The organism is Sphingobium sp. YBL2 (assembly GCF_000943805.1).
GTDB lineage: Bacteria > Pseudomonadota > Alphaproteobacteria > Sphingomonadales > Sphingomonadaceae > Sphingobium > Sphingobium fuliginis.
In genome coordinates this window covers 2298900-2325092 of record NZ_CP010954.1, presented here as the reverse complement: position 1 = coordinate 2325092, position 26193 = coordinate 2298900, and the positions used below count along the sequence as shown (strand labels likewise).

The following is a 26193-nucleotide window of genomic DNA, read 5'->3' as shown; positions in this document are numbered from 1 at the left end:
CCCGAACCGGTGTCAGGCGAAGCGGAGGAGCTTCACCGTCTTGACGCCTGCCAGCTTGCAGATGTCGTTGAGGACGGTTTCATTGACCACGCCGTCGACCGACAGCAGCAGCACGGCTTCACCGCCCTGGTTGCGGCGGCCAAGGTGGAAGGTGCCGATGTTGACGTTCGCCTCGCCCAGAGTGGAGCCCAGGCGGCCGATGAAGCCCGGCGCGTCCTGGTTGACGATGTAGAGCATGTGCCCCGCAAGATCCGCCTCGACCTTGATCCCGAACAGTTCGACCAGGCGCGCCTGCGCATTGCCGAACAGCGTGCCGGCGACGGATTTGTCGCCGCCTTCGGTCTTCACGGTCACGCGCACCAGCGTCTGATAGTCGCCCTCACGGTCATGGCGCACTTCGCGCACGTCGAGGCCGCGTTCCTTCGCCAGGAAGGGCGCGTTGACCATGTTCACCGTGTCCGAATAGACGCGCATCAGCCCGGCCAGCACCGCGGCCGTGATCGGCTTCTGGTTGAGTTCGGCGGCATGGCCCTCGACCTCGACCGAGACGCTCTGGATGCGGTCGCCCTCAAGCTGGCCCACAAGGCTGCCCAGTTCTTCAGCCAGCGCCATATAGGGCTTGAGCTTCGGCGCTTCCTCCGCCGACAGGCTGGGCACGTTCAGCGCATTGGTGATGCCGCCGTCGAGCAGATAGTCGCTGAGCTGTTCCGCCACCTGGAGCGCGACATTGACCTGCGCTTCGTCGGTCGACGCGCCCAGATGCGGGGTGCAGATGAAGTTCGGCGTGCCGAACAGCGGCGATTCCTTCGCCGGCTCGGTCACGAACACGTCGAGCGCGGCGCCAGCGACATGGCCCGAATCCAGCGCTTCCTTGAGCGCGGCTTCGTCGATCAGGCCGCCGCGCGCGCAGTTGATGATGCGCACGCCCTTCTTCGTCTTGGCCAGATTTTCCTTGCTCAGGATGTTGCGGGTCTGGTCGGTCAGCGGCGTGTGCAGGGTAATGAAGTCCGCCTTCGCCAGCAGCGTGTCCAGATCGGCCTTCTCCACGCCCATCTCGACGGCGCGTTCCGGGGTCAGGAAGGGGTCGAAGGCGACGACCTTCATCTTGAGGCCCAGGGCGCGGCTGGCGACGATGGAGCCGATATTGCCCGCGCCGATCAGGCCCAGCGTCTTGCCGGTGACTTCCACGCCCATGAAGCCGTTCTTCGGCCACAGGCCCTGCTGCGTCTGGGCATTGGCTTCGGGCAACTGGCGGGCCAGTGCGAACATCAGCGCGATGGCGTGTTCGGCGGTGGTAATGGAATTGCCGAACGGCGTGTTCATGACGATCACGCCCTTGGACGAGGCGGCCGGGATGTCGACATTGTCGACGCCGATGCCGGCGCGGCCGATGACCTTCAGATTGGTGGCGTGGTCGAGAATGTCCTTCGTCACCTTGGTCGAGCTGCGGATGGCGAGGCCGTCATATTGGCCTATGATCGCCTTCAGCTCGTCCGGGGTCTTACCGGTGATTTCGTCGACTTCCACGCCGCGCTCCCGGAAGATCGCGGCGGCGCGGGGGTCCATCTTGTCGCTGATGAGTACCTTGGGCATCTGTGTTTCCTTTGGAAATATGCCCGTCATCCCCGCGGAAGCGGGGACCCATCTCCCATAAGAAGCCTCAAGCGGGACGTTCAGGAGATGGGTTCCCGCCTTGCGCGGGAATGACGGCTTCAAATAGAGATCAAGCAGCCTTGACGGTGGCGTAGGCCCAGTCGAGCCAAGGCCCCAGCGCTTCGATGTCGGCGGTCTCGACCGTCGCGCCGCACCAGATGCGCAGGCCCGCCGGGGCGTCGCGATAGCCCGCGACGTCGTAGGCGGCGCCTTCCTTCTCCAGCAGGGCCGCGAAGCTCTTGATGAAGGCTTCGTCGGCGCCCTCGACGGTCAGGCAGACGCTGGTGGTCGAGCGGGAGGCGGGATCGGTGGCGAGATGGCCAAGCCAGTCGCGTTCCTCGACGATCCTGTTCAGCGCCGCCGCATTGGCGTTGCTGCGCGCGATCAGCCCCGTGAGGCCGCCGATCGACTTGCCCCATTCCAGCGCGAAGATCGCATCCTCGACCGCCAGCATGGAGGGGGTGTTGATCGTCTCGCCCTTGAACACGCCCTCGGCCAGCTTGCCCTTCGAGACCAGGCGGAACACCTTCGGCAGCGGCCAGGCGGGGGTATAGGTTTCGAGGCGCTCGACCGCGCGGGGACCGAGGATCAGCACGCCATGGCCGCCCTCGCCGCCCAGCACCTTCTGCCAGGAGAAGGTGGCGACGTCGATCTTGGTCCAGTCGATCTCATAGGCGAAGACCGCGCTGGTGGCGTCGGCGAAGGTCAGGCCTTCGCGGTCGGCCGGAATCCAGTCGGCGTTCGGCACGCGCACGCCGGAGGTGGTGCCGTTCCAGGTGAACAGCACGTCATGGGCGAAGTTCACACCGTTCAGGTCGGGCAATTGGCCATAGTCGGCGCGGATGATCGTCGGATCGAGCTTGAGCTGCTTGGCGGCGTCCGTCACCCAGCCCTCGCCGAAGCTTTCCCAGGCCAGCGTCGTCACCGGACGGGCGCCCAGCATCGTCCACATCGCCATTTCGAAGGCGCCGGTGTCGGAACCCGGCACGATGCCGATGCGGTGGGTTTCGGGCAGGTTCAGCAGCTCGCGCATCAGGTCGATGCAATAAGCGAGGCGGGTCTTGCCGATCTTGGCGCGGTGCGAGCGGCCGAGGGAGTCGGCGCTCAGCTTGTCGGCGCTCCAGCCCGGAGGCTTGGCGCAGGGACCGGAAGAGAAATAGGGGCGCTCGGGTTTCTTGGCCGGACGGTTGGCGGGCTTTTCAGCAGGCGCAAGGGTGGCGTCAACGGCAGTCAGGTCAGTCATGTAATGCGTCTCCTTACAGAGAGCACGCGCGGCGTTGGGACCGCGTGGCCCGCTGGCCGCCCTAAAGTCTCCGGCCAAAGAGTCAAGTTGAATGTCTGGACGCGATGAACCGAGCATGCCGTTAACCCTTGGGCCAGCCGGACGTGGTAGATGGTCCCGTCATGATCGAGCGGGTTAGGGGGAAAGCGATTTTTCGCGGCCTGGCGCTGGCGGCCGCAGCGGCTGCCGCGCTGACGCTGGCAGGCTGCGGCGGCGACCTCGTCCCGCGCGGCCGGGTGGAACGCCCGGCAAGGCCCGCGAAGACCGCCCGGCCGGCCGCCCCGCCGCCCATGGAAGTGCGGCAGTGCATGGCGAAGCTGCAATCGCAATCCGTCCTCTTCACGCCCCTTCCAGACCAGAATTTCGGCGGCGGGTGCAGCGCCTATGGCAGCGTCAAGCTGCTCGACATCGGCGTGCCCGCGACCAATCTAGGGGCGATGACCTGCAATCTGGCGGCCAATTTCGCGGCCTGGGCCCGCTTCGGCGTGCAGCCTGCCGCCCGGTTGATCCTGGGGGCGGAGGTAGAGAAGATCGAGACGTTCGGCACCTATAATTGCCGGCCGATCGCGGGCAGCGGCAAGCTGAGCGAACATGCCCACAGCAATGCGGTCGACGTGTCGGGATTCGTGCTGAGCGACGGGCGGCGCATCACCATCCAGAACGACTGGAACGGCGACCGGCGCGTCCGCCAGTTTCTGGAGATCATCCACGCCAGCGCCTGCAAGCGGTTCCGCACGGTGCTGAGCCCCGATTACAACGCCGCCCATCACGACCATTTTCACTTCGACATGGGCGGCCGCGGCGGCTTTTGCCGCTAAGCGGAAACGGGAACGCGGCGGCTTCTGCCGCTAAGCGGAAACGGGAACGCGGCGGCTTCTGCCGCTAAGCGGAAACGGGAACGCGGCGGCTTTTGCCGCTGGGCGGGCGGAAGAAGCGGGCCGAACTTAACGGCATTTAATCTTAACCGCCTTGGCTTTGCCGCCTTGGCCGCCTACCTTGGTGAAAATGACCAGAAAAGAAATCGAAGAACGCAAATTCCGCCCCGCCCGTCAGGAAGCCGCCGACGCCCGCAAGGGGGTGGAAACACCGCAGACCAGCAGCGCTGCCTACCGCCTGGCCTTTCAGGACACCGAATTCCTGCTGCGGGAGGATTTGCGGCCGGTGCGGTTCCAGCTGGAATTGCTGAAACCCCAATTGCTGATGGACGAGGCGAAGATCGAATCGACCTTCGTCTTCTACGGATCGGCGCGCATTCCCGAACCGGAGCAGGCGCAGGCGCGCATCGACGCCGCGACCACGCCCGAACAGCGGCGGATCGCGGAAAATCTGGGCAAAAAGGCGCGCTATTATGACGAGGCGCGCAAGCTGGCCCGGATCGCGGCGCAATATCCGGTGAACGAGGCGGGATGCCGCCATTTCGTCGTCTGCTCGGGCGGCGGCCCCTCGATCATGGAGGCGGCCAATCGCGGCGCCGACGATGTGGGCGCCGCCACCATCGGCATGAACATCGTGCTGCCCCATGAACAGGCGCCCAACCGCTTCGTCACGCCGGAGCTGAGCTTCCAGTTCCACTATTTCGCGCTGCGCAAGATGCATTTCCTGCTGCGGGCGCGGGCGCTGGCGGTGTTCCCCGGCGGCTTCGGCACGTTCGACGAGATGTTCGAACTGCTGACGCTGATCCAGACCGGCAAGATGAAACCGATCCCGATCCTGCTGTTCGGGCGCCAATTCTGGACGCGCGTGGTGGATTTCGAGGCGCTGGCGGACGAAGGCGTGATCTCTCCGTCGGACCTCAACCTGCTGACCTGGGTGGAAACGGCCGAGGAAGCGTGGAAAGCGGTGCAGAGCTTTTACCAGGATTCGGAAGCGCCGGGCTGCGGGTGATGCGCGTCGCGCTCCTGCGCGCGCAGGAGCGTGGTCGGGATTGGCTGTCGGGAAGTAGGCCATGGCCCTTGCCCTGCCCGCCGCACGGGACTAGGGCCCGGCCATGCGCGCCGATCTCGCCCATGTCGACACCTGGATCTTCGATCTGGACAACACGCTCTACCCGGCGAAGGCGGACCTTTTCGCGCTGATCGACGTGAAGATGGGGGAGTTCATCCAGGGCCTGCTCGGCTGCGATCCGGTCGTCGCGAAGGAAACGCAGAAGCGCTATTTCCTGGAGCATGGCACCACCCTGTCCGGCCTGATGCACCATCATGGGATCGAGCCGCACGCCTTTCTGGACTATGTCCACGACATTTCCATGGACCGGCTGGAGGTGGACGAGGCGCTGAACGCCCATATCGCGGCGCTGCCGGGGCGGCGGCTGATCTTCACCAATGGCGACGGCGCCTATGCGACGCGGGTGCTCGACAAGCTGGGCCTGACCGGCGCATTTGAGCTGATCCACGACATCCATGCCTGCCAATATGTGCCCAAGCCCGATCCGTCGGGCTATGCCGAACTGTGCCGGATGCACCATGTGGAGCCGGGCCGCGCCGCCTTTTTCGAGGATATGGCCCGCAACCTGCGCCCGGCCAAGGCGATCGGCATGACCACCATCTGGGTCAATAACGGGTCCGAGGCGGGCAATCACGAGCATCATCCCGACTTCATCGACTTCGAAACCGACCATCTGACGCCGTTTCTGGCGGATATTTTTGGGGAGCAGCCATGAGCAACGAACTGATCGCTACCATCGACGCCGCCTGGGAGGACCGGGCCAATGTCAATCTGCAGACGCAGGGCGAGGTCCGTCAGGCGGTGGACAGGGCGCTTGCCCTGCTGGACAAGGGCGAACTGCGCGTGGCGGAGCCGGTCGCTGAAGGCTGGCAGGTCAATCAATGGGCGAAGAAGGCGGTGCTGCTGTCCTTCCGCCTCAACGACAATGTCATGATCGACAACGGGCCGGGCGCGGGCCATTGGTGGGACAAGGTGCCGAGCAAGTTCGCGGGCTGGGACGAGGCCGCCTTCCGCGCCGCCGGTTTCCGCGCGGTGCCGGGGTCGTTCGCCCGCGCGGGCGCGCATATCGCCAGGAATGTGATCCTGATGCCGAGTTTCGTGAACATCGGCGCCTTCGTCGATGAGGGCACGATGGTCGATACCTGGGTGACGGTGGGAAGCTGCGCGCAGATCGGCAAGAATGTCCATCTGTCGGGCGGCGTCGGCATCGGCGGCGTGCTGGAGCCGTTGCAGGCCGATCCGGTGATCATCGAGGACGACTGCTTCATCGGCGCCCGGTCCGAAGTCGTGGAGGGCGTGCGCGTCGGCAAGGGTTCGGTGCTGTCGATGGGCGTGTTCATCGGCATGTCCACCAAGATCATCGACCGCGCCACGGGCGAAGTGTTCATCGGCGAAGTGCCGCCCTATTCGGTGGTCGTGCCCGGCTCGCTGCCCGGCAAGCCCCTGCCCGACGGGACGCCGGGGCCGAGCCTTTATTGCGCGGTGATCGTGAAACGGGTCGACGCGCAGACGCGGTCGAAGACCGGGATCAACGAGCTGCTGCGGGATTGAAGGCTGCCTCACTCCCCTCCCCTGAAGGGGAGGGGCTTATTGTGAGGTGAAGGCTTCCCCATTACATAACCCCCATGCCGCCATCCACGCCCGACAATAGCCCCCTTCCGCCCGTCTGGGCGACGATGCGGCGCTTCTTTCCCTATCTCTGGCCGGCCGACGCCCCGGCCCTGCGGCGGCGCGTCGCCATCGCCATGGCGCTGGTGCTGGTGGCGAAGGTCGTCAGCCTTGCCATGCCCTTCGCCTATAAGGGCGCGATCGACCGCATGGCGCCGGGAATGGAATCCGGCGCGGGCCTCGCCATCGCCTTGGTCGTCGCCTATGCGGGCGCGCGCTTCGGCAGCGTGCTGTTCGACAATCTGCGTAACGCCATTTTCGAGCGGGTCGGGCAGGAAGCCGGACGGCGGCTGGCCGACGATGTGTTCGTCCACCTGCACCGGCTGTCGCTGCGCTTCCATCTCGACCGGCGTACCGGGGCCGTCACCAAGATCGTCGAGCGCGGCACCAAGAGCATCGATACGATGCTCTATTTCCTCCTCTTCAACATCGCGCCGACGGTGCTGGAACTGGCGGCGGTGTGCGTGATCTTCTTCGTGAAGTTCGGAGCCGGGCTGGTCGCGGCGACGCTGGTCATGGTGGCGCTCTATATCTGGTTCACCCGGACCATCACCGAATGGCGCAACCAGCTTCGCCGCGACATGGTGGACATGGACACCAATGCGGTCGCCCATGCCGTCGATAGCCTGCTGAATTTCGAGACGGTCAAATATTTCGGCGCGGAGGAGCGCGAAGCCACCCGTTACGGCAAGGCGATGCGGCGGTACGCCGACGCGGCGGTGAAGTCGGAAAACAGCCTTGCCTGGCTGAACATCGGCCAGTCGCTGATCACCAACCTGATGATGGCGGGGGCGATGGGCTACACCGTCTGGGGGTGGAGCCACGGGCAGTTCTCGACCGGCGACGTGGTGCTGGTGAACACGCTGCTGAGCCAGCTTTTCCGGCCGCTCGACCTGTTGGGCATGGTGTATCGCACCATCCGCCAAGGGCTGATCGACATGGAGGCGATGTACAGGCTGATCGACACGCAGGCGGAGATCGGCGACGCGCCCGGCGCGCCGATGCTGCATGTGGAGGCGGGCGAGGTGCGCTTCGACCATGTGCATTTCGGCTATGATCCGGAGCGGGAGATATTGCACGGGGTGAGCTTCACCGTGCCCGCCGGCAAGACATTGGCGATTGTGGGGCCTTCGGGCGCGGGCAAGTCCACCATCGCGCGGCTGCTGTTCCGTTTCTACGACATACAGGGCGGGCAGATCAGCATCGACGGGCAGGATATTGCCGCGGTGACGCAGCAGTCCCTGCGTTCAGCGATCGGCATCGTGCCGCAGGACATGGTGCTGTTCAACGATACGGTCGGCTATAATATCGGCTATGGGCGCGAGGGCGCGACGCAGGAAGAGATCGAGGCGGCGGCAAAGGCTGCATCGATCCATGATTTCATCATGGGCCTGCCGCAGGGCTATGAGACGCGGGTGGGCGAGCGGGGATTGAAGCTGTCCGGCGGCGAAAAGCAGCGGGTGGCGATTGCGCGGACGTTGCTGAAGGACCCGCCGGTGCTGGTGCTGGACGAGGCGACCAGCGCGCTCGACAGCCGGACCGAGACGGAGATTCAGGACGTGCTGCGCAGCATTGCGCGCAAGCGCACGACGCTGATCGTCGCGCACCGGCTTTCCACCGTGGTCGATGCCGATGAGATCATCGTCATGGAGAAGGGCTGCGTGGTCGAGCGCGGGCGGCATGGCGATCTGGTGCGGGCGGACGGGCTTTATGCGGCGATGTGGGCGCGGCAGGCGACCGAGCGGGACGATATGCCGGTTGAGCCGGGGATCGAGCCGAAGATCGAAGATGTGTTCGAGGTGGTGGAAGGGCTTGGCGGGAGAGGGTGACGGCTGATTGGGGTGGAATCAGGACATTCCCCCTCCCGCAGGCGGGAGGGGGCTAGGGGGTGGGCTGGCGCGGCATCTGCGTGAATTTTCAACGGCTAAGCTGGAAGCTCGCTACGCTCGCACCCACCCCTAACCCCTCCCGCCTGCGGGAGGGGAAGGTCTTGGATTGGCCAAAACCCGCCGGAACACCTCAGGCCGGTTGATTTTTGCCGCCTCACCCTTTATCCTCCCCTCTCGCGGACCGGGCCCCTCTGGCGCGCTTTTCCCAGCGCGTGATGTCGGACCGCATCGGACTATCCGATGCGCATGGCGGTCTGGCTCACCCCCTCCCCGATTCATGGCAGCGGATTTCTCCGATCGACCTTTGTCGTTGAACGAGAGGAGCATATCCCATGGAATTTCTCGTCACGGACTGGCTGGGGACGCCCGCCTGGTTCTGGCTCGCCTTTTTCGCCATCGTCGTGGCGCTGACCGCCTTCGACCTTGGTTTCCTGCACAAGGAGAATAAGGAAATCGGCATCAGGGAGAGCCTGAAACTTTCCGTCTTCTACATCAGCATCGCCTGCGCATTCGGCCTCTGGGTCTGGTTCGTCCGCGGGCCTGAGCCGGGCATGCAATATTTCACCGGCTTCTTCATCGAGAAGGCGCTGTCCATCGACAATGTCTTCGTCATCAGCCTGATCTTCTCCACTTTCGCGATTCCGGCGAAATATCAGTATCGGGCGCTGCTCTGGGGCATCATCGGCGTGATCGTGCTGCGCGGGCTGATGATCGCGGGCGGGGCGATGCTGCTGCATCAGGCCTATTGGGTGCTGTACCTGTTCGCCGCCTTCCTGATCTTCACCGGCATCAGGATGATGTTCACCGGGGACAAGCCGATGGACGTCGGCAACAATCCGGCGATCCGCTTCATTTCCCGCCATATGCGGGTGACGCCGGAGCTGCATGGCGAGCATTTCCTGGCGCGCATGACCGATCCGAAGACCGGCCGGGCGGTGACGGCGGCGACGCCCCTGCTGCTGGCGCTGGTGGTGATCAATTTCGCGGACCTGGTGTTCGCGGTGGACAGCGTGCCCGCGATCTTCGCGATCACGACGGACACCTTCATCGTCTACACGTCGAACGTGATGGCGATATTGGGCCTGCGGGCGCTCTATTTCGCGCTGGCGGCGATGGTGCACCGCTTCCACTATCTGAAATATGCGCTGGCCACGATCCTGGTGTTCATCGGAGCGAAGATCTTCGTGGCGGATTTCCTGCTGGATGAAGGGAAGTTCCCTCCGGCGCTGAGCCTGGGCGTGACCTTTGCGCTGATCGGCGCGGGGGTGGGCTGGTCGCTGTGGAAGACGCGGGAAGAGGGAAGGCGGGTGGCGTAAGCGACACCTCGGCCTTGCGTCCAGACCTTATGCCGGGAGATGGATCCCCGCCTGCGCGGGGATGACGGACATGGGTTAGGGGCGGTCAGGAGGTGAGGAAGCGAGCCGCGACTTCGGGGGGAACCCGGAGGATGCGGCCCGTTTCACGGTCGATGATCGCCCAGGTGGACTTGGCCGCGACCTTCACCTTGCCGTCCGGGCCGGTGAATTCCATGTGCCGGTCGAAACGGGCGCCACGCGGGCCTTCGGGAATCCACGTGCGGGCGGTGACGGTTTCGCCTTCCCGAACATTGCCGCGATAGTCGATCTCATGCCGGGTCACGACCCAGACATAGGCGTCGAGATGCTCCGGCGCGGCGTCGCGGGTCCAATGCTCGGTGGCGACCTGCTCCATCCACTGGACCCAGACAGCGTTGTTCACATGGCCGAGTATGTCGATATGCTCCGGGCCTGCGGTGAATTGGGTGGTGTAGGTGGAGGACATTATCCTCTCCCTCCGTTCGGGCTGAGCCTGCCGAAGCCCCTTCCTTCTTCGAGAAAAGAGAGCCCCTTCGACAAGCTCAGGGCGAACGGAGGAGAGGCGGGCGCCTTCATGCCTCGTCTATGCCCAGTTGCCAGAGGATGAAGGCGAATTCCTCCGCCGTTTCGTGGAGGCTTTCGAAGCGGCCCGACTTGCCGCCATGGCCCGCGCCCATATTGGTCTTGAGCAGCAGGATGTTGCCGTCCGTCTTGGTGGCGCGCAGCTTCGCCACCCATTTGGCCGGTTCCCAATAGGTCACGCGCGGGTCGTTGAGCCCCGCCGTCACCATCAGCGGCGGATAGGCCTGGGCGCTGACATTGCTGTAGGGATCGTAGGACAGGATCGTCTCGAACGCCACCTTGTCCTCGATCGGATTGCCCCATTCGGGCCATTCGCCCGGCGTCAGCGGCAGCGTTTCGTCCAGCATGGTGTTGAGCACGTCCACGAAGGGCACATGGGCCACCACCGCGCCCCACAGGTCGGGGTCCGAATTGATGACTGCCCCCATCAGTTCGCCGCCCGCCGATCCGCCGGAAATGCTGATCCGTCCCTTCGAGGTGTAGCCACGCTCGATCAGCCCCTTCGCCACGTCCACGAAATCGGTGAAGGTGTTGGTGCGCTTGTCGAGCTTCCCGTCCAGATACCATTGCTGGCCAAGGTCGTCGCCGCCCCGGATATGGGCGAGCGCAAAGGCGAAGCCCCGGTCCAGCAGCGACAGGCGGCTGGTGGAAAAGCCCGGCTCCATCGCAATGCCATAGGCGCCATAGCCATAGAGGTGCAGCGGCGCGCTGCCGTCGCGGGGCAGATCCCTGGGATAGACGATCGACACCGGGATCGGCGTGCCGTCGCGGGCCGGGATCATGAGACGCTCGGTCGCGTAGCGGGTCGCATCATAGCCGGAGGGAATCTCCTGCACCTTCAGCACTTCCAGCTCACCGGTGGCGAGGTGATAGTCGTAGATGGTGTCGGGCGTGACCATCGATTCATAGCCGATGCGCAGCTTCGTCACGTCATATTCGGGATTATCGTCCAGCGACGCCGAATAGCTCGCCTCCGGGAAGGGAATGCGCCTGGCGCTGTGGGTCGGATAGTCGCGCAGTTCGATCTGGTCGAGGCCGTCCTGCCGCCCCTCCGTGACGTAGAAGCCCTTGAACAGCGTGAAGTCGGTCAGGTAGAAATGCGCGTCCGGGGCGATCACTTCGGCCCAGTCGCCGGGATTTTCCAGCGACGCCTTCACCAACCGGAAATTGGGATGCGTGTCGTTGGTGCGGATGTAGAGCGTGCCCTCATGCTCATCCACCTCATATTCGCGGCCCACCTTGCGTGGGGCGACGAGCAGCGGCTGGGCGGTGGGATTGTCGGCGGGGAGCAGCCAGACCTCGCTGGTCACATGGTCGCCGGTCGCGATCACGATCCATTTTTCGGATGAGGTGAGGCCGACCGAGACGCGGAAGCCCTCATCATCCTCATGGAAGAGTTCGACGTCGCTTTCCACCGGCTGGCCCAGCCAGTGGAGGCGGGCATTGTCGGTGCGCCATTGTTCATTGGCGATGCCGTAGAGCAGGCCCCTGCTGTCGCTCGTCCAGACCAGCGAGGATAGGGTATCGGGGATCACCTCCGGCAGGATTTCGCCGGTGAAGAGGTCCTTGATCCGCGCCTCGAACCGTTCGGAGCCATTATTGTCGATGGCATAGGCGAGGTAGCGGCCGTCCGGGCTGACCGACAGGGCGCCCAGGCGGAAATAGTCATGCCCCTCCGCCAGCGCGGGTTCGTCCAGGATGAGCTGATCCTCGGCGCCGTCGTCCCGGGCGGCCACGGGTCTGCGATACCATTTGCGATATTGGGCGCCGACCTCGAACGCGCGCCAGTAGATATAGTCGCCGTCCTTCTGCGGGACCGAGCTGTCATCTTCCTTGATGCGGCCCTTCATCTCCTCGAACAGGCGGTCGGTCAGCGCCTTGTGCGGCTGCATCGCGGCCTCGAAGAAGCCATTCTCCTCCTCCAGATAGGAGAGCACGTCCCTGTCCTTCACCTCCGGATAGCCGGGATCGCGCAGCCAGGCATAGGGGTCCTGCACGGTGATGCCGTGACGGGTGAAGCTGTACGGGCGGCGGGCGGCGGCAGGGACTTGGGCGGGAACGGTCATTCAATGTCCTGATCTGGCGAAACTGTGCTGGTCTGCTTATGTTGGCGGCCATAGGCCCTGCGCAAGAGGGCCGGCAAGTCCAAGGGAAATTTGATGTCTAGCTATGAAGACCGGCTGAAAGCCCTGCGCGCCCAACTGGTGCGCGATGAATTGCATGGCTTTGTCGTGCCGCTGACCGATGAGCATATGAGCGAATATGTCGGCGCCTATGCGCAGCGGCTGGCCTGGCTGACCGGTTTCCAGGGGTCTGCGGGCAGCGCGGTGGTGCTGCCGGAGGAGGCCGCGATCTTCGTGGACGGCCGCTATACCTTGCAGGTGCGCGAGCAGGTGGATGGCGCGCACTGGCAATATGAGAGCGTGCCGCAAACCTCCGTCGCGGCGTGGCTGGGCGAGCATGCGCCGGTCGGCGGACGGATCGGCTATGATCCCTGGCTGCATACGCGCGCCTGGGTGAAGGCCGCGAGCGAGGCTTTGGCCGAACGCGGCGCGGAACTGGTGGCGGTGGACACCAATCCGGTCGACGCCATATGGCCCGACCGCCCCGCGCCCAGCGACGCCAAGCTGGTAGTGCATGAGGACCGCTATGCCGGGCAGTCGGCGGCGGAGAAGCGGCAGGCCATGGCCGACTGGCTGGTGGCGAAGCATGCCGATGCGGCGGTGCTGTCCGCACTCGATTCGCTGGCCTGGACCTTCAACATCCGGGGCAAGGATGTGGAGCGGACGCCGGTCGCGCTCGCCTATGCCATCGTCCATGCCGATGCGACCGCGGACCTCTATGTCGCGCCGGAGAAGATCGACGAAGCGGTGGTGAAGCATCTGGGCAATGCGGTGCGGGTGCATGACCGCAAGGCGTTCGCGGATGCGCTGGCGGGCTTTGCGGGCAAGACGGTCGCCGCCGATCCCGAACGGGCGGTGGCGGCGATCTTCACGGGCCTGGAGGCCGGCGGCGCGCATGTGCTGGCGTTGCGCGATCCGGCGGTGCTGCCCAAGGCGGTGAAGAACCCGGTCGAGATCGCCGGGCACAAGGCGGCGCAGGCGCGGGACGGCGCGGCGCTCAGCCGTTTCCTGCACTGGATCGCGACCGAGGCGCCCAAGGGCGGCGTCGACGAACTGGGCGCGGCGGCGAAGCTGGAGACGTTCCGCAAGGAGACCGGGCTGCTGGAGGACCTGTCCTTCGACACCATTTCCGGAGCGGGCCCCAATGGCGCGGTGGTGCATTACAGGGTGGAGGAGAAGACGAACCGGCCGATCGAGACGGGCAGCTTCTATCTGGTCGATTCGGGCGGGCAATATCGCGACGGCACGACCGACGTGACCCGCACCGTCGCCATCGGCACACCGACGCAGGAGATGAAGCGCCGCTTCACGCTGGTGCTGAAGGGGCATGTCGCCCTTGCCCGCGCGCAGTTTCCCAAGGGGACGCGGGGCGGGCAGCTCGACGTGCTGGCGCGTCAGTTCCTTTGGGCGGAAGGGCTGGATTATGCCCATGGCACCGGGCATGGCGTCGGCAGCTTCCTGTCGGTGCACGAAGGGCCGCAGCGGATCGCGACCTTCGGCGGCGGGGACGAAGCGCTTCAGGCGGGGATGATCCTTTCCAACGAGCCGGGCTATTACAAGACCGGCGAATATGGCATCCGCATCGAGAATCTGGTGCTGGTCGAACCCCGCGACGTGCCGGGAGCGGAGCGGGAGATGCTGGGCTTCGAAACGCTGACCTTCGCGCCCATCGACCGGAACGCGATCGCGACGGAGTTGCTGACGGACGAGGAGCGCGCATGGCTGGATGCCTATCACGCCCGGGTGCTGGAGATCGTCGGCCCGCAGTTGGAGGGCGGCGCGCTCGAATGGCTGAAGGCGGCCTGCGCCCCGCTATAATGGATCGGAATTACCCCTTGGCGCCGTCGGGGTGTCGGGGGGTTTCCGCGTCGCGCGATTCGCGGGATTGTGCCTTGCGGCGACGCAGATTGTCCCGCAACGCCTGCGCCAAGCGCTCTTTCCGTTCGTCCTGACCGTTTGTCATGGCCCGCCCATAATCAAATTGCATCTTCTGCCGCAAGCCGCCTTGACATGGCGCGAGGAGGCAGCCATAGGCCCGGCTCCGCCGACGCGATAAGCCGGATGGAACTGAAAATAGTGCTGCCGTAGCTCAGTGGTAGAGCGCATCCTTGGTAAGGCTGAGGTCGCGAGTTCAATCCTCGCCGGCAGCACCATTTTTCCTGATCTGTCTGTGATGCAGATTTTCCCAAAGCCGAAATAAGCGCCTGGCTTGAACGGGTGCGCAAGTATCGTCGCGGAGCCATCACCCGGATGGCAGTGGACGATATACCGCCAGCCAGCCAAATATATACCGTCATTCCCGACGGTCATAGGCCTATGGAATATAGGGGAAATGGTGCCCGGGGACGGAGTCGAACCGCCGACACTGCGATTTTCAGTCGCATGCTCTACCAACTGAGCTACCCGGGCACGGGCGACGGTGAGGACCACCTGTCGTTTGGTGAGGCGTGCCTATAGGCATCAGGCCGGGGTGCTGTCTACCCCATCTTCGTCACTTTTTTTCATCTCGTCTGAAGCAGGTGCGCCGGGGACGCGGTAGCCCTCGCCCAGCCATTGCAGAAGGTCGCGATCGCGGCAGGCCTTTCCGCAGAAAGGGCGGGTTTCGGGGTGCGAGGGCTGGCCGCAGATCGGGCAGGAGGAGGCTTTAGGAGACATGGCCGGCCGATATGGTTAGTGCCGCGTCCGCCTTCAAGCCGATCACGCCGCCGCGGCGTTTGGCGAGCTGTTCGATCCAGTCGGTCGCCTTGTGCAGGCGGTCGATGATCGCAGGCGCTGCCGTGATCGTCGCGGGGCCGCCATTGCCGTGGCGCTCGGCGCGGCGCAGCAGCGCCAGGGCCGCCGTCTCGACCGGGTCGGCGCGGAGCAGTTCCATGAGGTTCATGCGTTCCCGGCGGCGGATGATCTGGACGAAGCCGAAGCCGTTGACCGCCGTGCGCTCGAAGGGGAGCGGCAGATATTTGTCGATCTGGGCGGAGGCGACGGCGCGCTCGTCCTTGTTGTTCATCGTCGGCAGGTCGATGCCGATCGAGCCGGTCAGGCCCATGCGGCGGATCGCCTGCGCCGCCAGCTTCGCGCCCTTGGGGCCGAGCTTGGCCGGGGGCAGGGAGCCGTCGACGTCGATCAGGATCATCGCGGGCGTGGGGAAGATGCGCAGCGCCGCTTCCTCCGTGCCGATCTCGCCGGAGATCGCCTCTTCCATCAGTTCGCTCCAGCCATGGGCTTCGAAGCGGTCTTCCTCATGCGCGGGGCAGGGGATGATGGGCAGGCCGGTGGCGCGCAGGCGCTGGAGCAGGCTGGGGGCGGGATGCGCCTTGGAGCCGGGCTGGGCAATGCGCGCCTTGGCGAGCTTGGCGCGCCCTTCCTCCGGGATGGCTTCGCGCAGGATTTCGAGGAGGATTGTCGCGCCCTCCGCGATCTTCGGGGGGATGGGTTCGACCAGCACTTCCTCGCCGGAGATCAGGCGGGCGATGCCGCGCTTCTTCGGGATGACGGTGCGGATAAGCTTGCCCTGTATGACCGCACCGGCACGGGCGGCGTCGCTTTCCCGCTCGATCTGCGCTTCGACCAGCCGGCCCTTTTCGATCAGCGCGGCGCGGGCCTCGCCAATGCCTTCTTCGTAGAGCCATTCGGCCATGTGTGGTTAGTCCAGTGGATAGCCCGCTGCCTTGAGCAGCGCGCGGGTTTCGTAGAGGGGCAGGCCCATGATCGCGCTGTGGCTGCCCTGCATGGCGCGGATGAGTCCGGCGGCGCGGCCCTGTATCGCATAGCCGCCCGCCTTGCCGCGCCATTCTTCAGAAGCGATATAGGCTTCGATTTCGGGGCGATCGAGCCGTTTGAACGTGACGATATTGGTCGAGAGGCGGTGGCGGGCCTTGCCCTCCGCGTCGATCAGGGTGATTGCGCTGAAGACGCGATGGCGGCGGCCGGACAGGAGTTGGAGGCACTCGCGCGCTTCGGCTTCCGTTTCCGTCTTGGGCAGGATGCGGCGACCGGCGGCGACCACCGTGTCGCCAGACAGGACCAAGGCGCCGGGGTGACGCCCTGCCACCAGCGCGCCCTTTTCGGCGGCGACGCGAGCGGCGTAGGCGGCGGGAAGTTCGCCCTTCCGGGGTGTTTCGTCGAGGTCGGCCGGGTCCACCGCGTCCGGAGACGCGCCGATCTGACCCAGAAGTTCACACCGTCTGGGAGAAGCCGAAGCAAGGATGAGCCGCATGCGTGAGGCGGCTTATTTGAAGCGGTAGGTGATCCGACCCTTGGTCAGGTCGTAGGGGGTCAGTTCGACCAGCACTTCGTCGCCCACCAGCACGCGGATGCGATTCTTGCGCATCTTGCCGGCAGTGTGGCCGAGGATCTCGTGATCATTTTCAAGCCGCACGCGGAACATGGCGTTGGGGAGAAGCTCCACAACCTGTCCGCGCATTTCAAGCAGTTCTTCTTTTGCCATAATATCCTGGAAAGCCGAAAAATCGCGCCGCCATAGCGCCAAAATGCGGAAAAAGAAAGTCAGGCGGGACGTCCGAACTTTTCACCGGCTTTTTGAAGCACCGCGAAGACGTGATCGAGCTGATCTGCGTCAAGGCAATAGGGCGGCATCAGATAGATGGTGTTTCCCAGCGGCCGCAGCAAGAGGCCGTTTTCATGGGCAAAGGCGCGCAGGCGCGGCGCGACGTCGGACAGATAGCCGGCGTCCGGCGTGATCAGGTCGATGGCGGCGATGGCGCCCAGCCGGCGAGCCTTGGCAAAGGCGGGATGCGCGCCGAGTTCTTCGAGTCGATCCGCCATGGCCTGGCCGAGAGTTGCGATGCGGCCAAGCACATCCTCCTCCCGCCAGATGGCGAGATTGGCGGCGGCGGCGGCGCAGGCGATGGCGTTGGCCGTGTAGCTGCTGGAATGGTAGAAAAGGCGGGCGCGGTCGGTGGACCTGTGCGCGTCGAAGATGCGCGGCGTGGCGAGCGTCGCGGCGAGCGGGATCGCGCCGCCGGTGATGCCCTTCGCCACGGCCATGATGTCCGGCACCACGCCGGCCTGATCGCAGGCGAAAAGGGCGCCGGTGCGGCCCCAGCCGGTCATCACCTCGTCCGCGATGAAAAGGACGTCGTGGCGCGCGCAGATCGCCGCCATGTCCCGCAGGACGGAAGGCGGGTAGATCAGCATCCCCCCTGCCCCCAGGATCAGCGGTTCGACGATGAAGGCGGCCGGCCTTTGCGCGCAGGCGGCCTCCAGCGCGTCGAGCGTCGCCTGTTCCTTGCCCTCATGGGGAAAGGGGACCGTGTCCACATCGAACAGCAGCGGCGACCAGGCGGCGTTATAGACCCCGCGTTCCCCCACCGACATGGCGCCGATGGTGTCGCCATGATAGCTGTGCTGGAGGACGAGGATGCGGTGGCGCGGGTCGGAAAGGCCGTCCAGCGCCCGGTTGTGCCAGTAGCCAAGCGCCATTTTCAGCGCCACTTCGACCGCCGTGGAGCCGCTGTCCGAGAAGAAGACATGAGCGAGCGGGTCGCGGTCCGCGGCCCTGGGGGCCAGTTCGATCAGCCCGCGCGCCACCTCCTCCGCTGGTTCATGGGTGTAGCCGGCGAAGATCAGCTGGTCGAGCCGCCCGGCCTGCCCGGCGATCGCCGCGGCGATCCGGGGATGGCAATGGCCGTGGGTCGTGACCCACCAGCTTGAAATGCAGTCGATCAGCGTGCCGCCGTCGGCCAGATGCAGCAAAGCCCCCTCGGCCCGGCGGACGAGGGGGATCGGCTCGTTCAAGCCATGCTGGAAAAAAGGGTGCCAGACGGGAGAGGTCATGGCCGCTGCTTAGGCCGATGACCTCCCCCAATGCAATGATGCTTCCAACGCCGCGCTTACTGGGCGGGCGGCGTGGTCGGCGAAGCCGGAGCCGCACCGGCCGCAGGCGCCGCCGGAGCGGCGGGCGCGGACGGAGCCGCCGCCTGGATCTTCTGCTGGAGCGCGGGGTCAGCCGCAGCCGCCTGGCCGATCTGGTTGAACTTTTCCGGCGGAATGCCGGACGCCTGAAGCGCGGCCAGCATCTTGGGCTGCTTGTCGGCTTCAGCGATGGACGTATCCTGCTGAATTTTCGTCACCTCGACCGCAGCGGCGGCGAACTGCTTGATCTCCGCGTCGCTGAACGTGCTCGCGCCCGCCGCCGCTGGAGCAGCCGGGGCGGCGGGAGCGGCAGCGCCCTGCGCCAGCGCCGGGCCTGCGACCGCCAGCGCGATCGAGGCCATGCCGCTTTTCAGAATGATTGATTTCAGACCCGTCAAAATGCTTCTCCTCAAACTTGCACAGACTTTGAACGCCAAGCTGAGGAAGAGGTTGAACCGATAAAAGGGCGATCCGACAAAATGTTGCATTTAAGAGACGGTCAACAAAGAAAATGCGGTTAATCGCCCGTAACTCACGATTCATCGTCCGATGAAATCATTACGTAACAAGAACGAAAATGGGGCCGGAATCACTTCCGGCCCCCGCTCCATATCCTTACCAGATCTTCACGCGATCTTGCGGTGCAAGATAGATCTTGCCGCCCGCATCAGGCTTGAAAGCCGCATACCACTGATCGAAGTTGCGTACGGTGTCGGTACGATATTGCGATGGCGAATGCGGATCGGTGACGAGCCGCTGGCGCAGATTGGGTTCGCGATAATTGCGCCGCCACACCTGCGCCCAGCCCAGGAAGAAGCGCTCGTCGCCGGTGGTGCCGTCGATCACCGGCGCGGGCTTGCCGCCCAGGGATGCGTGATAGGCGTCGAGCGCCACCGCGACTCCGGCCAGGTCCCCGATATTCTCGCCCAGGGTGAAGGCGCCCTTCACATGCGCGCCCGGGAAGGGTTCATAGGCGTCATATTGCTTGACCAGCCTGTCGGTCAGCGCCTTGAAATTGGCGACGTCCTGATCGCTCCACCATTGGTTGAGCTTGCCGGTCTCATCATATTTCGCGCCCTGATCGTCGAAATGATGGCTGAGTTCATGGCCGATCACCGCGCCGATGCCGCCATAATTGACCGCCGGATCGGCATGGGGATCGAAGAAGGGCGGTTGCAGAATGGCGGCGGGGAAGACGATCTCCACCATGCCGAAATTGGCGTAGGCGTTGATCTCCATCGGGGTCATGCCCCATTCCCAGCGATAAATGGGCTTGCCGAGCTTGCCCATCTGATAGTCGAACTCATACTGGTTCGACCGCAGCGCATTGCCGAACAGGTCGCCGCGCTGCATCGTCAGGCCGCTATAGTCGCGCCATTTGTCGGGATAGCCGATCTTGGGCGTGAAGGCCGCCAGCTTCTTGTGGGCGCGGGCCTTGGCGGCGTCGCTCATCCAGGTGAGACCGTCGATGCGGCGGCCCATGGCGGCGATCACGTTCCTGACGAGCTGGTCCATCGCCGCCTTGGTTTCGGGCGGAAAATATTTGGCGACATAGACCTTGCCCACTTCCTCTCCCATGGAGGATTTGAGGAAGTCCACCGCCCGCTTCCAGCGCGCCTCGCGCTCCGGCGTGCCTGAGAGGGTGGTGCCGTAGAAGGCGAAATTCTCATTGGCGACCGCGTCCGGCAACTGGTCGGCAAAGCCGTGCAGCGTGCGCAGCAGCAGCGCGTCCTTGAGCACGCCGACCGGGGTCTTGGCGATCAGCGCGGCTTCCCCGGCCACGGCGCTGGGCTGCGACACCAGCAGATCCTTGGGCGCGAGCCTGTTGGCGGCGAAAAAGGCGGCGAAGTCGAAGCCCGGCGCGGCCTTTTGCAGATCGGCCAGCGTCATCTTGTTATAGGTCTTGTCGGCGTCGCGGCTGTCGACCTGGGTCCAGTGGACCTTGGCCACTTCCGTTTCGAACGCCATCAGCGCGGCGGCGCGGGCCTTGGCATCACTTTCTCCCGCTAGGGTCAGCATCTTTTCCAGATGCGCGACATAGGCGGTGCGGATCGCCGCCATCTTGGCGTCGGGTTCCAGGTAGAAGTCGCGGTCGGGCAGGCCCAGGCCCGACTGGTGCAGGACGAGGATGTAGGTTTCCGGGTCCTTGTCGTCCTGATTGACGTAGAAGCCGAAGGGGCCGTCGATGCCGGCGCGGGCGGCTTCGGCGGCGAGCCGGGCATAGGACGCCTTGTCCTTCACCGCCCCGATCTTCGCGAGCCACGGCTTGACGGGGTTCAGGCCCTTCTTCTCCACCGTCGCGGCGTCGAGATAGCTGGCATAGGCATTGCCGATCTTGCTGTTCGGATCGCCCTGCGCGGCGTCGAGAATGGCCTTGGTCCGTTCGCGGGACAGATCGTCCAGCGTGTTGAAAGCGCCGTAATTGGACTTGTCGGCGGGGATGGGCGTGTTCTTCGCCCAGCTACCGTTGGCGTAGTCGTAGAAATCGTCGCCGGGCTTCACCGACCTGTCCATGCCGGCGCTGTCGAAGCCGTAGCTGCCATAGGTGGGCTTTGCGGCGGGGTCGGTCGTCTGACCGGTCTGGGCCACGGACGCGCCTGCGGCCAGCGCAACTGCCGCCGCGCCGAGGAGGAGATATTTCATCAAAGCTTTCCCTTGCTTTATGCGATGCAGGGAATTGAGCGCTTCGAAGCGAGGATGTCCATGTCGTTTGTCGAAAAACTTGGGCGTTTTCCGCTTTGCCTCACCGGTCTTTAGCCGGGCAGACGGATCGATGCTGCGAAAGCCGTCCGCAACTGCCCCGCATCCAGCGGATCGAGACAGGGCAGGCGGCCAAGGCTGGGCACCTGGCCCAGCAGCGGAACGATCCGTTCATTTTCCTCATGCGGTTCGCCGATGAAGACGATGCCGGCGATGGGGATGGCCCGCGCCCGCAGGGCCTCCAGGCTGAGCAGGCTGTGGTTGATGGTGCCAAGCCCCGTCCGCGCGCAAAGGATCGCGGGCAGGCCCCAATGCGCGAACAGGTCGATCATCAGCATCCTGTCGCTGACCGGCACCATCAGGCCGCCGGCGCCCTCGACCACCAGCGGGCCGTCCACCTTCGGCAGGGCAAGCCGGTCAAGCGCGATCTCCACCCCGTCGATCCGCGCCGCCAGATGGGGGGAGGCGGGCGTGGTGAGGCGATAGGCTTCGGGCAGGATATGCGCCGGAGGCAGGCCCGACAGCGCGGCGACCCGCTCCCTGTCGCCCTCCGGATCGACGCCCGCCTGCACCGGCTTCCAATAATGGGCGCCAAGGGCACCCGCCAGGCCGGCGGCAAAGACCGTCTTGCCGATGTCCGTATCGGTGCCCGTGACGATGAAGCCGCTCACGTCGCCACCCGCCGCAAAATGTCGCCCAGGGCGGCGATGTCGGCGCGCCCCACGTTCAGCGTCAGCGAGATGCGCAGCCGGCTGGTGCCCGGCGGCACCGTCGGCGGACGGATGCCGCGCACGTCGAAGCCGGCCTCCTGCAAGGCGGCGGCGGTGGCCATGGCGCGGCGGTCCTCGCCCAATATCACCGGCACGATCTGGCTGCGCGGGCTTGGCAGGCCGAGCGGCGCGCAGATATTCTCGCCCGCATCGACCATCAGCGTCTTCAGCCGCTCGCGCAGGTCGCCCGCCTGCTCGATCCGGTCCAGCGCGGCGGAGACCGCCACCGCCATCAGCGGCGACGGCGCGGTCGAGAAGATGAAGGCGCGCGCCCGGTTGATGAGGTAATCGATCAGAATGCGCGGCCCGCAGATCAGCGCGCCCTCCACGCCCATCGCCTTGCCGCAGGTGTGCAGCGTCACGACATTGTGCAGCCCGTCCAGCCCGGCCGACAGGCCCCGTCCGGAAGGGCCGAAGACGCCGGTGCCATGGGCCTCGTCCAGGATCAGCATGGCGTCATGCCTGGCCGCCAGCGTCGCGAGGTCGCCGAGCGGCGCCATGTCGCCGTCCATCGAATAGAGCGTTTCGACCGCGATCCACACCCGCCCCTTGCCGCCCTCCTGCCGCCAGGCGGCGATCAGGTCGGCAAAGCTTTGCACATCATTGTGGCGGGCGAAGACGGCCGCGGCCTTCGACATGCGGATGCCGTCATGGACGCTGGCGTGAATCAGCTCGTCCGCGACGATCAGGTCGCCGCGCTGCGGCAGGGTGGAGAACAGCGCCAGATTGGCGGCAAAGCCGTTGGCCATGAACAGCGCCGCCTGGGTCCGGAAGAAAGCGGCGGCCTTCGCCTCCAGCCCTTCATGTTCGGGCGCGTTGCCGCGCAGCAGGCGCGATCCGCCGGACCCCACCGGCACCCCGCGCGCCACGGCATCGGCCACGGCCTGACCGATGATCGGATCGCCCGCCAAGCCGAGATAGTCGTTGGAAGCGAAGTCGCGCCCGGCGCGAGGCGTCAGGCTGCGCAGGCGGCCGCGCTTTTCCAGCGCGGCGAGCTGCGAACGGAAGGGTTCGCTGGTCATGGCGCGGCCTATAGGCCCGCGGAGCGGGAGCGGGCAAGCCCGACCGCCGATCCGCCGTCCGGCTTTGGCACGGTGGGGCGGATAGCGGGCGTTCGCGTTCGGTTCAGGTGAACCGTGCCCCTGCCTTCGCGGGAGCACGGCGCATTATGAGAAAAGCTGAAAGGCAGAAACCACCCTATTCCGCCGGTTGCGCCGTCGCAGCGCGGTTGTCGCCGGGCTTGTAGGTCAGCAGGCGGCGGCCCAGGCGCGGGCCGACCCATTCCTCGATCCCCAGCGCCAGGCTGAATGTCGCGGGCACGATCACCAGCGTCAGCACGGTCGAGAGGATGAGCCCACCGATCACGGTGATGCCCATGGGCGCGCGCCATGCGCCGTCGCCGCCCAGCGACAGGGCCGTGGGCACCATCCCCGCCACCATCGCCACGGTGGTCATGACGATGGGCTGGGCGCGCTTGTGCCCGGCGTCGATGATCGCCTCCAGCTTCGGCACGCCCTTGCCCATCTCCTCCAGCGCGAAGTCGATGACGAGGATCGAGTTCTTGGCGACGATGCCCAGCAGCATCAGCAGGCCGATCAGCACGGGCATGGACACCGGATTGCCGGTCAGGTGCAGCGCCACCGCCCCGCCCAGCGGCGCCAGCAGCAGCGACCCCAGGTTGACGAACGGAGGCATCAGCCGCTTGTAGAGCAGCGTCAGCACCGCCAGCACCAGCATGATGCCGGAAATGACGGCGATGACGAAATTCTGGATCATCTCCGCCTGCCACTTGCTGTCGCCGGTATTCAGCTTCTGCACGCCCAGTATCTTGCCGGCGGCGATGGCCTTCATGGTCGGCAGGGCGTCGATCTTGGCCATGGCCTGGCTGGTCACGATGCCCGGCGCCAGGTCCGCGCCCACGACGATGCGGCGGATCTGGTTGTAGCGGCGGATCTGCGTCGGGCCCGCGCCGAATTCTATGTCGGCCACGACCTTCAGCGGTACGGACCCGCCGCTGACCGTGGGCACCGGCATGTTCTGGATCGTCGCAAGGTCGCGCCGGCTGTTTTCCGCGACCGCCACGCGGATCGGAATCTGCCGGTCGGACAGCGAGAATTTGGCGCTGTTCTGGTCGATGTCGCCGATCGTCGCGACGCGGATCGTCTGGCTGAGCGCGGCGGTGGTGACGCCCAGGCTGGCGGCCAGGTCGAAGCGCGGCTTGATGACGATTTCCGGCCGGTTCATGTCGCCCGCCACCCGCGGCGCACGGATTTCATGGATGCCCGCCATTTCCGCCACCAGCCTGTTGGCGGTTTCCTCCAGCTTCACCGGATCGTCGCTGCCGAACATGATGATGATGTCGCGGCCGAAGCCGCCGCCCGATTGCGACTGGAAATTGACGCGGGCGTCGGCCACCTGCTGGAATTTGGGCGCGACCTTGCGTTCCCATTCGACGGAGGAGATGGGCCGGTCCTTCCTCAATGTCAGGAAGATGTCGGCGCCCGTCGTCTGGATGTCGGCAAAGGCGGCCTCTACCATATCCTTGTCGGCGGCGAGCATGTCCGCGACCTTGCGCGTGATCGCCGTCGTCTGTTGCAGGGTGCTGCCGGGCACGGTTTCGATCTTCACCTGGCTGAAATCGGTGTCGATCGTCGGCTGGAACGACATGGGCAGCGTGCCGAAGGCGAAGATCGTGGCGACAAAGGCCAGGAAACCCATGCCCAGCGTCCAGATGCGGTGGTCGCGAATCCAGGCGGTGAAGCGGGCCATGCCGCCACGGGCGCGATGGGCGACGGCCTTGCGCTCGTCCAGCGACCAGCGCAGCACGGCCATATAGGCGTCCATCAGCCAGCCCTCGCCATGGCTTTCCTGGCCATGCGCCTTCAGGAAATAGGCCGCGATCATCGGCGTGATCAGGCGCGCGACGGCCAGGCTGAGCAGCACCGCGACCACCACGGTCATGCCGAACTGAATGAAGAACTGGCCCGAAATGCCCGGCATCAGCGCGACGGGCAGGAACACCGCGACGATCGCCATGGTGGTCGCCAGCACCGCGAGGCCGATTTCGTCGGCGGCGTCGATGGAGGCCTGATAGGCGCTTTTGCCCATGCGCATGTGGCGCACGATATTCTCGATCTCGACAATGGCGTCGTCGACCAGCACGCCCGCCACCAGGCTGAGCGCCAGCAGCGAGATGCCGTTCAGCGTGAAGCCCATCATGTCCATGAACCAGAAGGCCGGGATCGCGGACAGCGGAATGGCGAGCGCGGAGATCATGGTCGCGCGCCAGTCGCGCAGGAACAGGAAGACGATGACGACGGCCAGCACCGCGCCCTCGATCATCGCCTGCATGGCGCTGTGATACTGGCCCTTGGTATATTCGACGCTGGTGTAGAGCTGCTTGTACTGGACCTTCGGATTTTCCTTCCGGAGCTGGTCCAGCACCTTCATCGCCTCGTCGAAGACGGTGACGTCGGACGATCCCTTGGCCTTTTCCATGCTGAAGCTGGTCACCTGCCGCCCGTTCATCAGGGACAGCGAACGCTGTTCGGCATACATGTCGCGCACGTCGGCCAGATCGGCCAGCTTGACGGTGCGGCCGCCGGAAATGGCGATCTGGGTCTGGCCCAGGGCATAGGCGTCGCGGGCGTTGCCGAGCACGCGGATCGCCTGTTCGGCGCCCGCGATTTCGGTGCGGCCGCCCGCCGCGTTGAGGTTCACCTGCTGAAGCTGCTGGTTGACCTGGGACGCCGTGATGCCATGCGACTGCAGCTTGGCCGGGTCCAAGATGACGCGGATTTCGCGGGACACGCCGCCGCCGCGCTTGACCGCCGCCATGCCCGGCACGGCCAGCAGCCGCTTCGCCACCGTATTGTCGACATACCAGGACAGCTCCTCCAGCGTCATGTCGGTCGCTTCGGCGCTGAAATAGGCGATAGGCCCGCCGTCGATGTCCACCCGGCTGACCTGCGGCTCCAATATCCCTTCGGGCAGGTCGCTGCGGATCTGGTCGACGGCGTTCTTCACATCGTTGACGGCGCGGTCGACGGGCGTGCCGATCTGGAACTGCACATTGGTGTTGGATTCGCCCTCCGACACCCAGGAAGTGATCTCGTCCACGCCGCTGATGCCGCGCACTGCGGCCTCGACGCGCTGCGTCACCTGCGTCTCCAGCTCTGTCGGCGCGGCGCCGGGCTGGCGCACGACGACGCTGGCCATGGGGAAGCTGACGTCGGGATTCTGGTTGACGTCCATCCGGCTGAAGCTGACCAGGCCGGCCAGCAGCAGCGCGACGAACAGGACGATCGGCGACACCGGGTTGCGGATGGCCCAGGCGGAGATATTACGAAAACTCATGACGGCTTCCTCGCCTGCCGG

Annotated in this window: 22 protein-coding genes and 2 tRNA genes; 8 read left to right on the top strand and 16 right to left on the bottom strand. The window is 65.4% G+C overall.

Features of this window, described 5'->3' with window-relative positions:
• Window positions 1-12 precede the first annotated feature (12 nt).
• Together serA and TZ53_RS10555 are read right to left on the bottom strand one after the other, a co-directional pair.
• A complete protein-coding gene (serA, locus tag TZ53_RS10560; protein ID WP_025551844.1) occupies window positions 13-1593 on the bottom strand; it encodes a phosphoglycerate dehydrogenase in 1581 nt (526 codons plus the stop codon).
• Window positions 1594-1723: 130 nt separating this feature from the next.
• Complete coding sequence (locus TZ53_RS10555; protein ID WP_044661235.1) at window positions 1724-2896, bottom strand: phosphoserine transaminase; 1173 nt, start codon at window positions 2894-2896, stop codon at window positions 1724-1726.
• A 161-nt stretch (window positions 2897-3057) separates the two neighbouring features.
• Here TZ53_RS10555 and TZ53_RS10550 point away from each other — a divergent pair, with 161 nt between their 5' ends.
• The 6 genes from TZ53_RS10550 to TZ53_RS10525 all read left to right on the top strand — a co-directional run bounded on the left by TZ53_RS10550 (window position 3058) and on the right by TZ53_RS10525 (window position 9752).
• Entirely contained in the window at window positions 3058-3753 is a 696-nt protein-coding gene (locus TZ53_RS10550; RefSeq protein ID WP_044661234.1) for an extensin family protein, read from the top strand.
• Window positions 3754-3940: 187 nt separating this feature from the next.
• Entirely contained in the window at window positions 3941-4819 is an 879-nt protein-coding gene (locus TZ53_RS10545; protein WP_044661233.1) for an LOG family protein, read from the top strand.
• 103 nt (window positions 4820-4922) lie between these two features.
• Complete coding sequence (locus TZ53_RS10540; protein ID WP_025551838.1) at window positions 4923-5594, top strand: pyrimidine 5'-nucleotidase; 672 nt, start codon at window positions 4923-4925, stop codon at window positions 5592-5594.
• Window positions 5591-6430 carry a 2,3,4,5-tetrahydropyridine-2,6-dicarboxylate N-succinyltransferase gene (dapD, locus tag TZ53_RS10535; protein ID WP_044661232.1) on the top strand — a complete coding sequence of 280 codons (840 nt, stop codon included), beginning with the start codon at window positions 5591-5593 and terminating at the stop codon, window positions 6428-6430. The genes TZ53_RS10540 and dapD overlap by 4 nt, the downstream gene beginning before the upstream one ends.
• A 74-nt stretch (window positions 6431-6504) precedes the next feature.
• A complete protein-coding gene (locus tag TZ53_RS10530; protein WP_044661231.1) occupies window positions 6505-8376 on the top strand; it encodes an ABCB family ABC transporter ATP-binding protein/permease in 1872 nt (623 codons plus the stop codon).
• Between the two features lie 392 nt (window positions 8377-8768).
• Entirely contained in the window at window positions 8769-9752 is a 984-nt protein-coding gene (locus TZ53_RS10525) for a TerC family protein (protein ID WP_044661230.1), read from the top strand.
• 85 nt (window positions 9753-9837) lie between these two features.
• Here the strand turns inward: TZ53_RS10525 and TZ53_RS10520 are convergent, their stop codons facing one another.
• Both TZ53_RS10520 and TZ53_RS10515 read right to left on the bottom strand, forming a co-directional pair.
• Entirely contained in the window at window positions 9838-10236 is a 399-nt protein-coding gene (locus TZ53_RS10520) for an acyl-CoA thioesterase (protein WP_044661229.1), read from the bottom strand.
• A gap of 106 nt (window positions 10237-10342) precedes the next feature.
• Window positions 10343-12418 carry a S9 family peptidase gene (locus TZ53_RS10515; RefSeq protein WP_044661228.1) on the bottom strand — a complete coding sequence of 692 codons (2076 nt, stop codon included), beginning with the start codon at window positions 12416-12418 and terminating at the stop codon, window positions 10343-10345.
• 93 nt (window positions 12419-12511) lie between these two features.
• Here TZ53_RS10515 and TZ53_RS10510 point away from each other — a divergent pair, with 93 nt between their 5' ends.
• On the top strand, window positions 12512-14293 hold the full coding sequence (locus tag TZ53_RS10510; protein WP_044661227.1) for an aminopeptidase P family protein: 1782 nt from the start codon (window positions 12512-12514) through the stop codon (window positions 14291-14293).
• A gap of 10 nt (window positions 14294-14303) precedes the next feature.
• Here TZ53_RS10510 and TZ53_RS27760 read toward each other — a convergent pair whose 3' ends face one another.
• Complete coding sequence (locus tag TZ53_RS27760) at window positions 14304-14438, bottom strand: hypothetical protein (protein ID WP_272947355.1); 135 nt, start codon at window positions 14436-14438, stop codon at window positions 14304-14306.
• 115 nt (window positions 14439-14553) lie between these two features.
• Here TZ53_RS27760 and TZ53_RS10505 point away from each other — a divergent pair.
• Window positions 14554-14628, top strand: a tRNA-Thr gene (locus TZ53_RS10505).
• A 180-nt stretch (window positions 14629-14808) separates the two neighbouring features.
• On the opposite strand, the gene TZ53_RS10500 is transcribed toward TZ53_RS10505, so the two are convergent.
• From TZ53_RS10500 to TZ53_RS10455, 11 genes are all read right to left on the bottom strand, one after another.
• Window positions 14809-14884, bottom strand: a tRNA-Phe gene (locus TZ53_RS10500).
• 51 nt (window positions 14885-14935) lie between these two features.
• A complete protein-coding gene (locus tag TZ53_RS26055; protein WP_076605773.1) occupies window positions 14936-15130 on the bottom strand; it encodes a DNA gyrase inhibitor YacG in 195 nt (64 codons plus the stop codon).
• Window positions 15120-16109 (bottom strand): hypothetical protein, encoded by a 990-nt coding sequence (locus TZ53_RS10495; RefSeq protein ID WP_044661226.1) that lies wholly within the window; start codon window positions 16107-16109, stop codon window positions 15120-15122. Before TZ53_RS10495 ends, TZ53_RS26055 begins: the two co-directional genes overlap by 11 nt.
• A gap of 6 nt (window positions 16110-16115) precedes the next feature.
• On the bottom strand, window positions 16116-16688 hold the full coding sequence (locus TZ53_RS10490; RefSeq protein ID WP_044661225.1) for a Maf family protein: 573 nt from the start codon (window positions 16686-16688) through the stop codon (window positions 16116-16118).
• 12 nt (window positions 16689-16700) lie between these two features.
• Window positions 16701-16919 carry a translation initiation factor IF-1 gene (gene infA, locus TZ53_RS10485; RefSeq protein ID WP_003049127.1) on the bottom strand — a complete coding sequence of 73 codons (219 nt, stop codon included), beginning with the start codon at window positions 16917-16919 and terminating at the stop codon, window positions 16701-16703.
• Between the two features lie 59 nt (window positions 16920-16978).
• On the bottom strand, window positions 16979-18268 hold the full coding sequence (locus tag TZ53_RS10480) for an adenosylmethionine--8-amino-7-oxononanoate transaminase (RefSeq protein ID WP_044661224.1): 1290 nt from the start codon (window positions 18266-18268) through the stop codon (window positions 16979-16981).
• Window positions 18269-18324: 56 nt separating this feature from the next.
• The gene (locus TZ53_RS10475) at window positions 18325-18708 is read right to left on the bottom strand and encodes a hypothetical protein (RefSeq protein ID WP_371873097.1); all 384 of its coding nucleotides are present in this window, start codon (window positions 18706-18708) and stop codon (window positions 18325-18327) included.
• A gap of 253 nt (window positions 18709-18961) precedes the next feature.
• Window positions 18962-20989: a M13 family metallopeptidase gene (locus TZ53_RS10470; RefSeq protein WP_044661222.1), complete on the bottom strand. Its 2028-nt coding sequence runs from the start codon at window positions 20987-20989 to the stop codon at window positions 18962-18964.
• A 110-nt stretch (window positions 20990-21099) separates the two neighbouring features.
• Window positions 21100-21717: a dethiobiotin synthase gene (bioD, locus tag TZ53_RS10465; protein ID WP_044661221.1), complete on the bottom strand. Its 618-nt coding sequence runs from the start codon at window positions 21715-21717 to the stop codon at window positions 21100-21102.
• Entirely contained in the window at window positions 21714-22838 is a 1125-nt protein-coding gene (locus TZ53_RS10460) for an 8-amino-7-oxononanoate synthase (RefSeq protein ID WP_044661220.1), read from the bottom strand. The genes bioD and TZ53_RS10460 overlap by 4 nt, the downstream gene beginning before the upstream one ends.
• Before the next feature lie 175 nt (window positions 22839-23013).
• Complete coding sequence (locus TZ53_RS10455) at window positions 23014-26172, bottom strand: efflux RND transporter permease subunit (RefSeq protein ID WP_025549753.1); 3159 nt, start codon at window positions 26170-26172, stop codon at window positions 23014-23016.
• Between the last annotated feature and the right edge of the window lie 21 nt (window positions 26173-26193).